A 14,254-nucleotide genomic window follows, 5' to 3' on the forward strand; every position below is an offset into this window, starting at 1 on the left:
TGCCGGTACGGAAAGCCAGGCTGGTTCATCGGCGCGACATCCGGACGCCGCGGCACGACATGGACATGGTCGGAGGCCACCAGCGCTCGAAGGCTCCGGTCGCTGATGTGCTGTGTCTGGAGCGATCCTAAGTTGATGGGGACGGTTCACCAAGCCCCCATGCGGAGGGATTGACGATCGCGATCGTCACCAGCACGCCGGAAGCCGCCGCGCCGCTCGCGAGGAATCGGCGCCACGCGGCGCGCCGAGGGCAGCTCGCGAGCGCCTGGGACGAGGAACGACAAGCGTCACGAGCCTGCGAACGCGCAGAGGGCGCGAAGGATGAACTATCCTGTCGCCGATGGGGGACAACGCCGCAAAGGCGCGAGGGACACAGGGGAGAGCACTACGGCGGGAAGTTGCCCCGGATCAGCGGAAGAACCGCCATGGCGCCAACGACGCCAAGAAGAGAGGAAGGGGGTGTTCCTCCATTCTTTTCTGCTTCCCTCTTGGCGCCCTTGGCGTCATGGCGGTTCGCCTCTCGGCCCGACTTCCCGCAGTGGCCATAGGAGACAGAACTCTCTCTTCCTTGCATCCCTCGCGATCTCTCGTCCTCCCGCATTCAACCGCTTTCAGCTCGCTCACCGGCGGATCCGGCGGGCGGCGAAGCCTGCTGAGCCTGGACGAGTTTCAGGCTGTCCGGCATCCTGGTGCATTGTCGCCCAGGTCCGTCCCCGGCTCCGCGTCCAGCGTTGGCCCGGGAGAGGGGGGCGCCGCGCCGGTGGGCGATGGACCGCGTCCGAGCGGGAAACCAGGAGACCATCACGGCCCCGGAGAGCTCGACGACGTGTCGGGGATCGGGCGAATCAGCGCGCGCAGCGCGCTCGTCTTGCCGGAAGGCGCCGGCGACCTCCGCGCGTCACCGCGCAGGGGCCCGCTCGGGCACACTCCTCGAGCGCCGGCGGCGCCGTGGCGGCGGGGTCGACGTTGTACCAGCCGACCCCGAGGCGAGCCCCGGTCTGGGTGAGCACGAGCTCGGCGGTGAAGCCGCAGCGCGGCGAGAAGGTGGACGGCTCGGTGCTCCCATCCGCCCGGTAGTCGATCGAGAGCCGCGCGCCCGAGCGTCAACGGAGACGGCCCGGGCCACCACCGGCGTCCGCCGGGCGGAGTGTCAGGCGCCCGCCGACAAGGCCGTGGCGAACCTGATATCATGGGGGAATGTCTGACCGCGAGACGAACACACCTCACGAGGGAGTCGTCGTGCTCTCGACGGAGCGCCTGGTCCTCCGCCCCCACGGGCTCTCCGACGTCCCGTTCATGATGCAGTTGAACTCGGACCCTGACGTGGTCCGCTACACCGGCGACGCCGCGTTCGCCAGCGAGGCGGAGGCGCGCGCGGTCGTCGAGCGGCTGATCCACCAGTTCGAGGCCTGGCGCATGGGGCGGCTCGTCGTCCTCCACCGGAGGACGGGAGAGGAGCTCGGCTGGTGCGGGCTGAGGTGGCACGAGGATCTCGAGGTCGCAGACCTCGGATACCGCTTCTTCCGGAGGCACTGGGGTGAAGGCTACGCCACCGAGTCGGCCGGGGCGTGCGTCCGTCACGCCTTCGAGGAGCTCGGGCTCCCGCGCCTCGTCGCGCACGCGATGCCGGAGAACGTGGCGTCCATCAAGGTGCTGGAGAAGCTCGGCTTCCGCCGGACGGGGCCGACCGTGTTCAAGGGGCTCTCGGCGCAGGGGTTCGAGCTCCCGAGGCCCGGGGCGCCGGCGGCCCGATGACGCGCGCGCCGGCCGCCCGACGGGCGAGGCCCGGGGCGCTGGCCAGCGCCCCGGGCCCACGGGGTGCTGCGCGCCGCGATCAGTTCGACCGCGTGGGCGGGTACTTGTAGAACTTCTGCGCCCACTCGATGGTCCAGATGGCGGGCTCGACGTACAGGTTCTTGTCCGTGCCCAGGATCATCTCGCGCTTCATCTTCGCCATGGCCGCCAGGAAGACGCGGCGATCGTCCTCCATCCGCGGCCTCATCACGCTCGAGGGCGGGTACAGCTCCTTGACCTGCGCCACGGTCTCCGGGTCGTCGACCCACCCGTCGACGCCGTGCTTGCCCTTCGGGAGGCGGGCGTCGCCGGCGTCGAGCCAGTCGCGCAGATCGTTGTCGCCGCGGTTCATGCCGTCCGCGTGGCAGCCGATGCACGAGCTGCCGGTGTTCAGGCGGCGGTCCGGGGTGGCGAAGTCCGTCTGGCTCACGATCTGCGCGTCCGACGCGTCCCGGATGATGCGCGGATCCCGCACGATGTTCACGAAGGCGTCGACCCGGCGCTGGTTGAAGCCGCCCCAGAGGGAGTAGCCCTGCAGGCCGTTCGGCAGATCCCAGATGACCTCCTCCGCGGACTGCTGGAGCCCCTCGGTCCCGGTGTAGTACCGGCAGTTCTTGAACTGATCGCCGCCGAAGTTGGTCTGCCCGTCGCACCCGGCCGGCTCGGTCCCGTACGGCTGCGCCAGGGTCGCGACGAAGCTGTAGGTCTGCGGCGTCACGCCGCCGCCCGTCCCGCGGATGAACTTGGGGATCGGGTGCGCCCAGAAGGGGAACCGGATCTGGCCCGTCTCGTACGCCTGCTCGATCGTCCTGACGCCGTTGGCGAGCTGCCCGGAGAAGATGTCCCACGTCTTCCAGTAGTACCCGCCGCTCTTCGTCCTGGCGCGCCAGTACATGCGGGAGTCGACGGTGATGGCCTGGTACGTGACCATGTACTCGTACGACTTCATGCCCTGGTCCTTGATCACGCCGAGCTCGTCCTCGAGCATCTGCGCGTACCACGGGATGGCCATGATCGCGTTGTACACGTCCGGACGGGTCAGCGTGTAGACGAGCTGGCTCGCCTCGATGTAGTCCGTCTTGAAGCCGTCGACGTAGGGCGGCAGCACCCCGCCGTCCGTGGCGCCCTCGACGTTGCCGGCGAGGACGCGCCCCCACACGAGCTTGGCGAAGCTCGGGTCCTCCTGGACCTCCGCCGTGTAGCTGTACTTCTCCTTCGTCGTGATGTCGTTGCCGATCGGCTCGCCCAGGTAGTTGACGCTCGTCCTGCCGAAGAAGACGTCGTCGTCCGAGCCGCCGAAGTGGAGCTTCTCGACGCCCTTGTTGTAGCCCCAGTAATCGCGGGTATCGAAGCGGTAGACGATGCCCTTGCCGTTGATGTCCACCGGGTTCACGATCACGGGCGCCCAGCGCGCGGTCGAGTTCAGCGCCTTCGAGAGCCCGACGCGGGCCACGTTCATCTCCTCCGCGGAGACGCCGGCGTTGTGGATCTCGTGCAGCGAGGCGTACTTGATGAACTCGGCGTCCGCCGGCGCGACCTTGGCCTTGTCCGCCGCGATCCACGCCTTGACCTGCGCCTCGCTGACCTCCTCGCTCGCCGGGACGGGGCGCGGGGTCTCCGGGAGGCTCGGCTCGACGGCGTCGGCCCACGACTCGACGGCGGCGAGCATCCGCGCGCTGGCGTCCTTGCAGTCCCTCCCGAAGCAGTTGTGCCGGTCGATGCCCATGCGCACGACGAGCTTGGAGTCCACCGGCTTCTTGAAGTTCACCCGCGTGAGCGCGTACGCGTGGGCCAGCACCGGATCGGCGTCGGCGTGGATCGGCGCCTGGGCGCGGGTCTCCGTGCTGTGACAGCCGGCGCAGTTCTCGCGCAGCAGCGGGTAGACGGTCGTCTTGAACGCCTCCAGCGACGCGCTCCTGTCGAAGCCCAGGTCGTCCGTGAGGCAGACCGCCTCGACGTTCAGGCCGCCCTTGCCGTCCGGGAGCTCGCTGTAGCCGAGATCGCACCCGGCCGAGGCGACAGGGGGGCCGCCGCCCGTGCCCGTGCCGCCGCCGCCCACGCCCGTGGCAGGGCCGACGCCCGCGCCCGTGCTCCCACCCACGCCCGAACCGCTCCCCTGTCTCATTTCGTGATGGAGCCTGGATTCATGTGTATTCGCCGAGCGAGCCGTCTCGCTGGATCGTGCTCTCGTCGGCGGATCGATGAACTCGCATGGATCTGGAGAGGTCCTGGATGACGGCGCGGAGGCTATCGGGAACGGGCGTCGTTTCAGTGCTCTGGGCTTGCATCTCCGGGCCGCGCGAGCGGTTCGATTACGGTTCAAGACAAAGTCGAGGCGGTCGAGCCCTGTCGACGCTCCCGCTCCCGGGCGAGGACGGGGGGCGCGCGCACCTCGGAGGTCAGGTGTTCGCGCTCGGTGTCCTTGCGCGTCGCGGCGCCGGCCGGTCGCGCGTCGAGCGCTTTGCCGGTAGAGTGCGCGCCCATCATGCGCGCCACCACGAAGCTGATCCTCATCCGCCACGGAGAGACCGAGGACAACCGGGCTCAGGTCTTCCAGGGGCAAGGAGGGCGCGGCCTCAACGCGAGGGGGCGCGACCAGGCCGCGCGGCTCGCGGCGCGGCTCGCGGGCGCCCGGATCCGGCTCGCCGGCGTCTACTGCTCCGACCTCGAGCGCGCCAGGGAGACGGCGGAGATCCTCGCATCCACGCTGGGCCTTCAGGCCATCGCGGACCCCGAGCTCCGGGAAGTGCACCTTGGCGGCTGGCAGGGGCTGAGCCGCGCCGAGGTGCAGGCCCGCTACCCCGACGAATGGGCCGCATGGCGGCGCGGTGACGATATCCGGCGCGGCGGCGGCGAGACCTACGCGGAGCTCGGCGACCGCATGACGCGCGCGCTCGACCGTATCGCGGAGCGTCACGCGGGCGAGGCGGTGGGCGTCGTGTCTCACGGCGCCGCCATCAAGAGCGTTATCGGGCGGGTGCTCCGGATCGGCGCCGGCGGGCTGCGGGCGTTCCAGGTGCCGGCGAACACCGGCGTGTGTCTGGTCGAGCGCGACGGCGAACGCCGCTACCGCCTCGTGGTCTGGAACGACGCCGCCCACCTCGGCGACGCCCTGGCCGAAGCGCTCGCGGCGCCTCCGGCGTGAGGCGACACGCCGTCAGCGCGCTGGGGCAAACACGGGCGGGCGGCTGGCTCCCTCGACCGGCGCCGCGCCGAGATCCTCACGCGACGGGCCGACCCGCGGCGTCGGCGCCAGGCACGAGGTCCACGCGAGCACCGCGGAGCTCGCGCCTCTCGTCAGGGGGCCTGCAGATCCGGATCGGCGCTCTTGAACCAGCGCGTCGCGATGCGGACCGCGTTGGTCGCCGCGCCGAGCCGGAGGTTGTCGGCGACCACCGTGAGGCAGACGCTCTTCCTGCCGCGGTCCCGCGGATCGGGCCGGAGCCGCCCCACGAGCGCGCGGTCGCGGTCCTGCACGCAGTGCAGCGCGCTCAGGCCCTCGCCGGCGGCGCCGGGGAGGTACTTCACGAAGGGCGCTTCCGCCGGGTTGCTCAGGAGGCTCGCCACCCGCTCGAGATCGACCTGGCGCTCGAACGTGATCCACGCATTCTCGTAGTGACCCACCGCGACGCCCACCCGGCAGCACTGCGCGGAGACGTCGAGCGCGGGCATCGCCAGGATCTTGCGGCTCTCGAACATGAGCTTCCGCTCCTCCGAGGAGAAGCCGCTCTCGTCGGTGCCGCCGTTGTGCGGGACGGTGTTGCCGGCGTAGCCGGTCGCCTTGAACGGGAGCCCCAGGCGATCGAGGCTCTGGTAGCCATCGCGCGACTCCGCGAGGAACGCGTCGAGGGTGGCGATGCCGGCGCCGCTGACCGCCTGGTACGTGCTCACCGTGACCGCGCTCAGCCCGAGCTCTCGACGCAGGGGCGAGAGCGCGAGCATGAGCGGGATGGTCGTGCAGTTCGGATTGGCCACGAGCCGGACCGCGTCGTCGACGATGTCCGAGTTCGCCCCGGCCACGACGAGCGGCACCTTCGGGTCGGCGCGGAACGTGTTGCTCTTGTCGATGACGCGGTATCCGAGCTCCAAAAGCCGCGGGACGTATCGCTTGCTGTGCTCGTCATCCAGCGCCACGAACGCGAGATCCCCGCGGGGAGCGTCCGCCGCTTCGAGGCGCGACGCGGCGAGCACCTCGTACGACTTGCCGTCGAGCGCGAGCTCCTGGTCCCGGCTCGCGAACAGGGCGAGCGTTGCGCCGGGCCAGGCCCGAGCGATGAGGGTGATGGTCTCGCGACCGACGAGGCCCGTAGCGCCGAGGATGCAGATTCGCATGGGGACGCTTTGTACCAGAGTGAGGCCCGGTCGACGAGGGGCCCGTCGCGTCCGCCGGAGGGCGAGCGACGCGCGGCGGCCCCGATGCCGCGGAGCGCAATGCCCGTGACGGCCGCGGTCGTGTACCCCTTCCCCCGCGCCGGCGGAGCCGCCTACGCCCCCGCGAACCGCTCCTGGAACGCCCGGTAGTTCGTCCGGTCGCTCCCCGGGTCGTACACCGCGAAGACCACCCGCGAGAACACCCCGCGGAAGCGCGCGTGCTCGAGCCACTGGGCGAAGACGTCCGCGACCTCGCGCGGATCGTTGCGGAAGACGCCGCACCCCCACGCGCCGAGGAGCAGGCACCGGTGCCCGTGGGCGCCCGCCGCCGCGAGCACCATGGCCGCGCGGCGCTCCAGGGTCGCGCGGATGTCCCGCGCCGCCGCCTCGTCCCGCTTCATCACCTCTCCGACGTTCGGCGCCGGCGCGGTGATGATCGACAGGTCGAAGGGGCGCTCCAGCAGCGCGTGCTGCTCGTCCCGGAAGAACGGTACGTCCGGCGAGTAGATGAGGTGGTCGGTGTACAGGAGGGACCCCGAGGCGCGGTTCTGCGCGTAGTACTCGCGCTGCTCGACCAGGCACGCGTACAGCGCGGAGCAGCGGGCGAGATCCTCCTCCTGTGCCCTGGCCCCGCGCAGGAATCCGCCGCCCGGGTTCTTGGCGGACGCGAAGTTGAGGGCCAGGACGCGCGGCTCGCCCTCCTGCTCGAGGAGGCGCCGCCCCGCGGCCCCCGTGGTCTCGTTCGTGACCTCGAGCCTGGCCGCCGTATCGAGGCGCTCGCCCGGCTCCCATGCGTCGAGCGACCCGGGCCGGTAGAGCACGGACCCCATCACCGCCGCGCGCACGCGGTCGTGGATGCGTACCGTCGCGCCCGACGGCGCGACGTACTCGCCTCGATTGATGATCTGCACGGTGTCCGCCGCGATGCCCGTGAGCCTCATGCGCCCGAGGATCGGCGAGCCACGGGGCAACGTCCAGCGCGATGCGCCGCCTCCGGCGGCCTCGGCGGGGCCTCCGAGGATGGGCCGCGCCGCCCGGGCGCGCTGGCAGCCGGGCGGCGCGGGCGCCGCGCCGGCGCGATCACGCGGAGCCGCCCGGCGAGGGGCGCGCGGAGGCCGCCATCCGCCGGATACATGTCCGGGCAGGAGGCCAGGAATGCGTCGAGCGAGTCGCAGAGGCTGGTTGTCGCGATCATGGGACCCCTCCCTCGAACAACACCGTATGCGCGACCTATAACACCCGTGAGCGCCACCGCATGGCCATGTCTCACGGTGTCCTCTCGTGTGATTTGTTTCATGAGCATCGTTTTCAGTCCGACGAGGAGGCACGCGTTGCGTGCAGGAGTCTCCGTAGAGAGACGGGCCCGGGTCTCGACGTTCAATTCGGGGGTGCTCCGACCGTCGCGCCGCCGCGGAGCGGCGGGATCCGGGCATGGTGCTGTGTTGAGCCGCGGCGACGAGGCATGATGACGTCCCGGGTGGCGGGAGGGAGCGTGTCTGTCTGCCGCGCTTCCGTCCCTGTCAGTGCGGGGTGGCAAATCGATGGCGGGCGAAGGAGAATGTCGTTCTCCGCGCGCACGTACCAGGAGCCGGAAATGAGGATCTACATCGTCGATGGCGACACCCCCCATGGTTCGCGGCGCCGCGGCGCTCTACGGCGCGTTGTGCGGAGCGCACGGCGGTTCGGGGCGTCCGCCTGACGGCCGTGGCGCGCGTCCGGGGCGCGCTCGTTCCGACGCGAGGGACGGGCCAGGCGCTCGGGCTCGACCCCGCGCGCCCGTGGCGGTCGAGCCCGCGCTGGAGGATTGCATTGTCGCCCGAACTCGTCCCTGGCTCGTCGCGGAGGGGTTGGAGCACAGACGGGCCACGGAAGGGGCTCGCCGGAACGCAAGCCCCGGAGGTGAGCACCTGAAATACAGGGGCCGCTCGGCGCCACCGACGACGGCCGGTCGATGGCCTTCCTGAGCGTGCGATCAGGTCCTCGACAGCGCCGTAGCACCGCTCCCGCAGCCTCTCCAGGCACCGCACCACCACCGCGTCGAGCTCGGGAGACAGCGGGATTCGCACGCTCGGGGGGAAGCCGCGTCTCCTCCAGGTGCCTCCGCACCGTCTCGTTCGTGTCGCGTGTGTGGAATGGTCACTGACTTCCGAACATTTGGTGGAGAGGTCCCCCAAGCGCATAGATCTCCACGCGCGGGCCTGGAGGGGACCGCCCAGGATCTGCTCCGGGGCCATGATCGATGGTGTCCCGGGCATACAGCCGGCGGTGGTGAACCAGGTCGAGCTCTCCTCGGGGGCCAGCCTCTTTGCGATGCCGAAATCGAGCAGCTTTACGGTGCGCGGCTGGCCCGAGCAAATGAAGATGTTACTCGCCTTGACATCCCGGTGGATGATCCCCGCTGCATGCGCAGCTCCCTAGCGCGGCGCATACAGGCTCCATCAGCCCGAGCGCATCGCGAAGCGCGAGCCGGGTCTCGCGCCTCGATGAAGGCGTCGAGCGTCTGGCCCTCGAGGCGCTCCATCGCATCGAAGGCCGGTGATCGTCGAGCTTGTCGACCTCGTAGATCTCGACGATGTTCGGGTGGGAGAGCCTGCGCAGGACCTCGATCTCGCGCGCGAACCGCTCGAGCACGCGGGTGGTGTGGGCCACCACCTCGTTCAGCACCTTGACCGCGGCACCCCTCACCGAGCGGCTGTGCCGCGCCGGATAGACCGCGCCGCAGCCGCCTCGAGCGGTGAGCCCCTCTGAGGATGTACTCGCCGGCCAGGGGGCCCGGCGGGAGCTCGCCGCCCGCGGCCAGCCTTTCAGAATACCAGAGGGTCCTGGTCTCGGCCTCGTCGTCGGTCATGTCGCCTCTTCGCATGGTGTGTTGACGTCGCACCTCCTGCGCGTGCGTTGCGCGAGCTGCGTGGGTCCAATCAAGCAACAGTTTTTTGATCAGATAATAGTTTTTATGAAGTATACGAAGGCATACACAGGAGCGTTTCCAAATGGTAACTTAAACTTTCCCATAGCTCGACCTCGTTTCACAAGTCCGCGATGAAAGGTGGAGACCGTCATGGAACTTTGCTGTACGCGTCTCGCTGCTCTCCTCGTAGCACCTCTGGTTACCACCGCCTGCATCGGCGCCGAGCTCGATGCTGAGTCGGAAGCGCTGCTCGAGGCCGAGAGCGCGCTCGAAAGCGACAACGGCTTCCTCCCGAACGCGCTGAGCCCGAACGCGCTGAGCCCGAACGCGCTGAGCCCGAACGCGCTGAGCCCGAACGCGCTGAGCCCGAACGCGCTGAGCCCGAACGCGCTGTCGGCCATCAAGAATCCGGGAGCGAACGGCGCCCTGTCGAGGGATCTCCTGCGCTATACCGTGAGCTGTGCGCTGCGCCCCGACCAGACGTTCTCGTTCTCATGGACCGACAGCGACGGGGTCGTCCGCCAGGAGGTGTACCGCGGTGAGCTCGGGTACGCGCCCTGGTGGACGACCACCCCCCTCGGCACCGCCTACAGCAACAACACCTATGTTCAGAGCCAGATCACGGCCTGCCTCGCCGCGCGAATGAACTGGTACGGTGTCTCGGTGAGCATCTCCCTGCGCAACAACGAGATGAACGCGGACCAGGCGGAGCGTACGGCCTATCCGGTGAGGGAGGGCGCGTTCTGGGGCAACGTGTTCTCCACGGCGGAGGCACCCTTTCTGCGGGCCTGCTACTCATCAGACCCAGGGAGCATCGAACGCGCGCGCCAGGCGCAACGCGACTGTGCGGTCGGTCACCTCAGCGTCGACCCGGTGACCGGGGCGACAACCGTTCAGCAGTGTGGTCCCATGGTGATTGTGGGCTTCTGTGAGACAGTGTGCAACGGGTCGGACTACACGAACCGCTTCTACAGGGGGTGTCTCAAGGATCCTTTGGCCTCGCCTTGGGAGCGCTGGGACCAGGTGATGACCACGTTCTTGACGCCCGCCCCCTCCCCCTAGGGGCCTGAATGCGCTCGGAAGCCCTGCGAGGCGAGGCGCCGGGACGCGCGGCCCGGGAAGCGGGGCGCTGTCCGGCCTGCGGGCGGCGGAACCAGGGTGCGTGCCCCGAGTGCGCGCCGTCCGCTCGGCCTCCCGCCGGCCAGTCCTCGATCCCCCCGGACATCACGGCGGTCGTCCCCGTCGCCTTGCCTCGCTTCCCCGGCTACTGGACCCGCAGGACGCTGGGGCAGGGCGGCTTCGGCGTCGTCTTCGAGGCCGAGCCCGAGGGCGGCGGGGCGCGCGTGGCCATCAAGCTCGCGCGCGCCGACCGCCGCGGCGCGGCCCATCGCCTCCGGGGTGAGATCGAGGCGCTCGCGTCCGTCGGCGCCCCCCACGTGCCGGCCGTGCACGGGTGGGGGGCGCTGGACGACGGCTCGCCCTACGCGGTGCTCGAGCACATCGCCGCGCCCACGCTCGCCACCCGGCTCGCGGCGCGCCCGGCGCCGAAGCTCGAGGAGGCCGCCCGGCTCGGGCTCGCGACGCTCGCGGCCCTCGAGGCCGTGCACGCGCGCGGCTACGTGCACTGCGATCTCAAGCCCGAGAACCTCCTCGTCGACGAGGCGAAGGCGACCCTCATCGACCTCGGCATCTCCCGCGTGGTGGGGCGGCGCTATGACGGGCAGGACGAGGACCTCGCCGTGGGGACGGCCGAGTACATGGCGCCGGAGCAGTCCGCCGGGGGGGCCGATCTCGACGCGCGCGCCGACATCTACGCGATGGGCGTCATCCTGTACGAGCTCTTCGCGGGTCGGCCCCCGTTCTGGGGGCCGCGCGCGGCGGTGCTGGAGGACCACCGGAGCCGCAGGCCGCCGCGCCTCTCGGCCAGCGCGGCCGTACCGCGGGCGGTCGAGGCGGTGGTGCACCGCTGCCTGGCCAAGGAGCGGAGCGAGCGGTTCGGGAGCGCGACCGAGCTCCGCGTGGCGCTGGAGCGCGCGCTCCGGGACGAGCTCACGACGAGCGGGCGCGAGGCGCCGCGCCCCGTGGCCGGCATCGAGCGCCGCGTGATGGGGCTCCTGTTCTTCGAGAGCGCGGCCGATCGCGTCGCCGTGCAGCGCAGGCTCCGGGCGCTCGGCGGCGAGCTCGCCCACGCCTCCGGCGCGCGCTACGTGGGCGCCTTCCCCCAGGAGGGCGCGGCCAGCCCCGCGCACCGCGCGCGGCGAGCGGCCGACGAGCTGCTCCGACGCGGGACGTGCGCGCGGGTCCTCATCGATCTCGCGCCCGTGTCGATCCAGGCGCGCCCGGACGGGGCGCGGCGGCTCCTGAGCCCACTCTTCTCGCGCGCCGAGCGGTGGCCCTCCGCCGCCGGGCCGCTCGGGCCGTTCCTCACGCCCGAGGCGTCGGCCGCGCTCCCGGATCCGTCGCGCGTCGCGGCGGGCGACGAGCTCCCGCCGGGCATCGAGGACCAGTCGCGGGAAGCGACGCGCCCCGGCGCGTTCGTCGGCCGCCGCGACATCCTCGATCGGCTCCTGCAGAGCGCCGAGGAGGCGCTCCGCCTGAAGCAGCCCACGGCCGTCTCCGTGACGGGCGGGCCCGGCCACGGCAAGAGCTGCCTCTTCGTCGAGCTCGGCAAGCAGCTGCGGGAGCGCCTGCCGCACGCCCACATCATCGACCTCCGCGGGCACGAGACGACGAGCGCCGCCTCGGACGCGACGCTGCACGAGCTCGTGCGCGAGGCGCTCGGCATGCCCGAGGAGCCCCCGAAGAGCGGCGTCCGCGCGGCGCTCGCGGAGCGGCTCGGCCCCGCGCTCGGCGAGGAGCTCTGCTCGGGGCTCGCGATGGCGCTCGGATGGGTGGACGAGCAGACGGGCGGAGAGATCTTCCCCGAGATCGAGGCGCTCCGGGCCGCGCCCGGCGCGCTGCGCTCGGCGCGCGTGCGGGCGGCGGGCGAGTCCCTGCGCCGGCGCGCGGCGGCGTCGCCCGTGATCGTCGTCCTCGACGACGCGCACTTCGCGCACGACGCGACGCTCGCGGCGCTCGAGTACGCGGCGCTCGCGGACGAAGCCTCGCCGCTGTGGATCTGCGCGATGGGGCGCCCGGCGTTCGCCGAGGCGCACCCTTCCTGGGGCGAGCGCGCCGCCCGGCGCGAGGTGTTGCGGCTCGATCCGCTGGACGACGAGAGCGCGCGGGCGCTGTGCCGGCGGCTGCTCCTGCCCGCGCGGGACGTGCCGGAGCCGGCGATCGATCGCCTGCTCGAGCGCTCGCAGCGGGTGCCGTTGCTCCTCGTGGAGCTCGTGCACGGGCTCAAGCGCGAGGGGATCCTGCGCCGGCACCGGCGGGGAGACGCGTGGTACCTGGCGACCGATGAGCTCGAGCGTCTCCCTGCGCTGCCGGCGCTCGATCTGCTGGCGCAGGCGGAGATCGCGGCGCTCGGGCCGGCGCTCGGGGCGCACGCGCGGCTCGTCTCGCTGCTCGGCGCCGAGGTGTCGCTCGACGAGATCGCGGGCGTGCTGCGCCAGCTGGATCTCCGCGGCGACGGCGCGGCCTTCCCGCTCGACGCGCGCGTCGGGACCGAGCGGCTGCTGAAGGCGGGCGTGCTGGTCGGCGATCGGAGGGGCCGGCTGCGCTTCCGGCACGGGCTTGTGCGGGAGGCCGTCGCGCAGGACGTCGCCGAGGCCGAGCGGCGGCGGATCCACCTGGCGGCGTACGAGCACCACCGCGAGGCGGCCCAGGAGGGCCGGGAGCAGCGGCGGTTCAAGATCGCGCACCACGCGGCCGAGGCGGGGCTCGCGACGGTCGCGGAGGAGGCGTACATGGAGCTCGCCGAGCGGGCGCGGGCGCGGCACGCCTACGTGGAGGCGGAGCTCTTCTACAGCCGCGCGCTCGCGCAGCCGGTCGAGGAGCGCGGGGCGCGGCGGAGGGCGGCGTACCGGGGCCGGGGGCTCATGCGTTACCGGCTGGGCCGCTACCACGACGCGCTCGGGGATCTCGATCGCGCGCGCGCGATGACGGTCGAGGAGGGCGACCTGATCGAGCAGATCGAGATCCTGCTCGACGAGGCCACGGCGCTCGACTGGATGGACGACTACGGGCGATCGAAGCAGCGGGTGGAGGAGGCGGGGGCGCTCGCTCCGGGCGATCTGCCTCCGGCGCTCGCGGCGCGCCTGTCGATGGCGGTGGCGCGCTCGCTCCACCGCGAGAGCCGGGAGGAGGAGTCGGCGCAGGAGTTCGAGCGCGCGGCGGCGCAGGCAGAAGGGCTGGGCGACGAGGGCTACGAGACGCTGGTGGTGTCGCTGCTCCTCCTGGGCTTCATCTATCCGGGGCTGGGAAAGCTGGACGAGGCAGGCGCGGTGCTGGATCGGGCGATCCGCATGTGCGAGGAGCGAGGCGATCTCCTGCACCTCGGGCCAGCGATCAACGGCCGGGCGCTGGTCAGGGCGTGCCAGGGGGACAGCGCGGGGATGATCTCGGACCTGTGCCGCCTGCCCACCCTCTCGCGCCAGCTGGGCCTCGGGATGCTGGAGCTCGTGAGCGAGTTCAACCTGGGCGAGTACCTTTACCTGATGGGCGACCTGGACGCGGCCATGCCCCACGTGGAGCGGACCGTGGTGCTGGAGCGCGAGCAGCGCGGGGAGGAGGCGCGGCCGGTGGTGCATCTTCTCCTGGCGAGGCTGCTCCTCTACCGCGGCGAGGAGAGCAGGGCGCGCGAGATCATCGAGGCGATCCAGGCGCAGCAGGCGAAGGCCGCCGCGGCGGGGCGCGAGGACACGGCGATGGCCCCGGCGGAAGAGGTGCTGTGGTCGATGATCGACCTGGCGACGCGGGACGCGAGCGACGAGGCGTGGGACGAGCTCGAGGAGCGGTCCGCTCGCCACTCGGTGGGGCAGGAGCAGATCGAGGTCATCGAGGCGCGAGCGCGGGCGCGCTCGCGGCGCGGCCTCCACGAGGAGGCGAAGGCGGCGCTCGCGAGGGCGAGCGAGGCCGCGGGGAGGATCCCCAACGTGATGCGCGAGCGGATCGAGCGGCAGCGAGGCGCGTAGTACGCTGTCCCCCCAAGTTGGTTCCTGGTTCGTCACTCACGGGGCCTGCGCTCCGGCGGGTCCCTTGTGTCGCCCGCCTGCGCTCCGGCCCCTCCGCGACGAA

10 protein-coding genes are annotated in these 14,254 nt (G+C 71.6%); 4 read left to right on the forward strand and 6 right to left on the reverse strand.

What is annotated here, in order from left to right; genetic code table 11:
• Window positions 1-1,197: 1,197 nt before the first annotated feature.
• Window positions 1,198-1,755 carry a GNAT family N-acetyltransferase gene (locus WMF31_RS12065; protein ID WP_129350570.1) on the forward strand — a complete coding sequence of 186 codons (558 nt, stop codon included), beginning with the start codon at window positions 1,198-1,200 and terminating at the stop codon, window positions 1,753-1,755.
• Between the two features lie 79 nt (window positions 1,756-1,834).
• Here WMF31_RS12065 and WMF31_RS12070 read toward each other — a convergent pair whose 3' ends face one another.
• Together WMF31_RS12070 and WMF31_RS12075 are read right to left on the reverse strand one after the other, a co-directional pair.
• Complete coding sequence (locus WMF31_RS12070; protein WP_436602080.1) at window positions 1,835-3,895, reverse strand: hypothetical protein; 2,061 nt, start codon at window positions 3,893-3,895, stop codon at window positions 1,835-1,837.
• A 218-nt stretch (window positions 3,896-4,113) separates the two neighbouring features.
• Window positions 4,114-4,293, reverse strand: a complete 180-nt coding sequence (locus WMF31_RS12075) for a hypothetical protein (RefSeq protein ID WP_436602081.1) — start codon at window positions 4,291-4,293, stop codon at window positions 4,114-4,116.
• Between WMF31_RS12075 and WMF31_RS12080 the strand changes: the two genes are divergently transcribed.
• The gene (locus WMF31_RS12080) at window positions 4,280-4,939 is read left to right on the forward strand and encodes a histidine phosphatase family protein (RefSeq protein ID WP_436602082.1); all 660 of its coding nucleotides are present in this window, start codon (window positions 4,280-4,282) and stop codon (window positions 4,937-4,939) included. The two genes, WMF31_RS12075 and WMF31_RS12080, sit on opposite strands and share 14 nt — an antisense overlap.
• Window positions 4,940-5,091: 152 nt before the next feature.
• Here the strand turns inward: WMF31_RS12080 and WMF31_RS12085 are convergent, their stop codons facing one another.
• From WMF31_RS12085 to WMF31_RS12100, 4 genes are all read right to left on the reverse strand, one after another.
• On the reverse strand, window positions 5,092-6,126 hold the full coding sequence (locus WMF31_RS12085) for an aspartate-semialdehyde dehydrogenase (protein WP_436602083.1): 1,035 nt from the start codon (window positions 6,124-6,126) through the stop codon (window positions 5,092-5,094).
• Between the two features lie 152 nt (window positions 6,127-6,278).
• Entirely contained in the window at window positions 6,279-7,106 is an 828-nt protein-coding gene (locus WMF31_RS12090; RefSeq protein ID WP_436602084.1) for a TIGR02452 family protein, read from the reverse strand.
• Window positions 7,107-7,685: 579 nt separating this feature from the next.
• On the reverse strand, window positions 7,686-8,558 hold the full coding sequence (locus WMF31_RS12095) for a protein kinase domain-containing protein (RefSeq protein ID WP_436606541.1): 873 nt from the start codon (window positions 8,556-8,558) through the stop codon (window positions 7,686-7,688).
• The gene (locus WMF31_RS12100; protein ID WP_436602085.1) at window positions 8,530-8,850 is read right to left on the reverse strand and encodes a hypothetical protein; all 321 of its coding nucleotides are present in this window, start codon (window positions 8,848-8,850) and stop codon (window positions 8,530-8,532) included. Before WMF31_RS12100 ends, WMF31_RS12095 begins: the two co-directional genes overlap by 29 nt.
• A gap of 361 nt (window positions 8,851-9,211) precedes the next feature.
• Here WMF31_RS12100 and WMF31_RS12105 point away from each other — a divergent pair, with 361 nt between their 5' ends.
• Window positions 9,212-10,135 (forward strand): hypothetical protein, encoded by a 924-nt coding sequence (locus WMF31_RS12105; RefSeq protein WP_436602086.1) that lies wholly within the window; start codon window positions 9,212-9,214, stop codon window positions 10,133-10,135.
• Window positions 10,136-10,320: 185 nt separating this feature from the next.
• Entirely contained in the window at window positions 10,321-14,151 is a 3,831-nt protein-coding gene (locus WMF31_RS12110) for a protein kinase domain-containing protein (RefSeq protein WP_436602087.1), read from the forward strand.
• The last annotated feature ends 103 nt before the right edge of the window (window positions 14,152-14,254 follow it).

Origin of the sequence: Sorangium sp. So ce1036 (assembly GCF_051369805.1) — a bacterium.
GTDB classification, from domain to species: Bacteria; Myxococcota_A; Polyangia; order Polyangiales; family Polyangiaceae; genus Sorangium; species Sorangium cellulosum_F.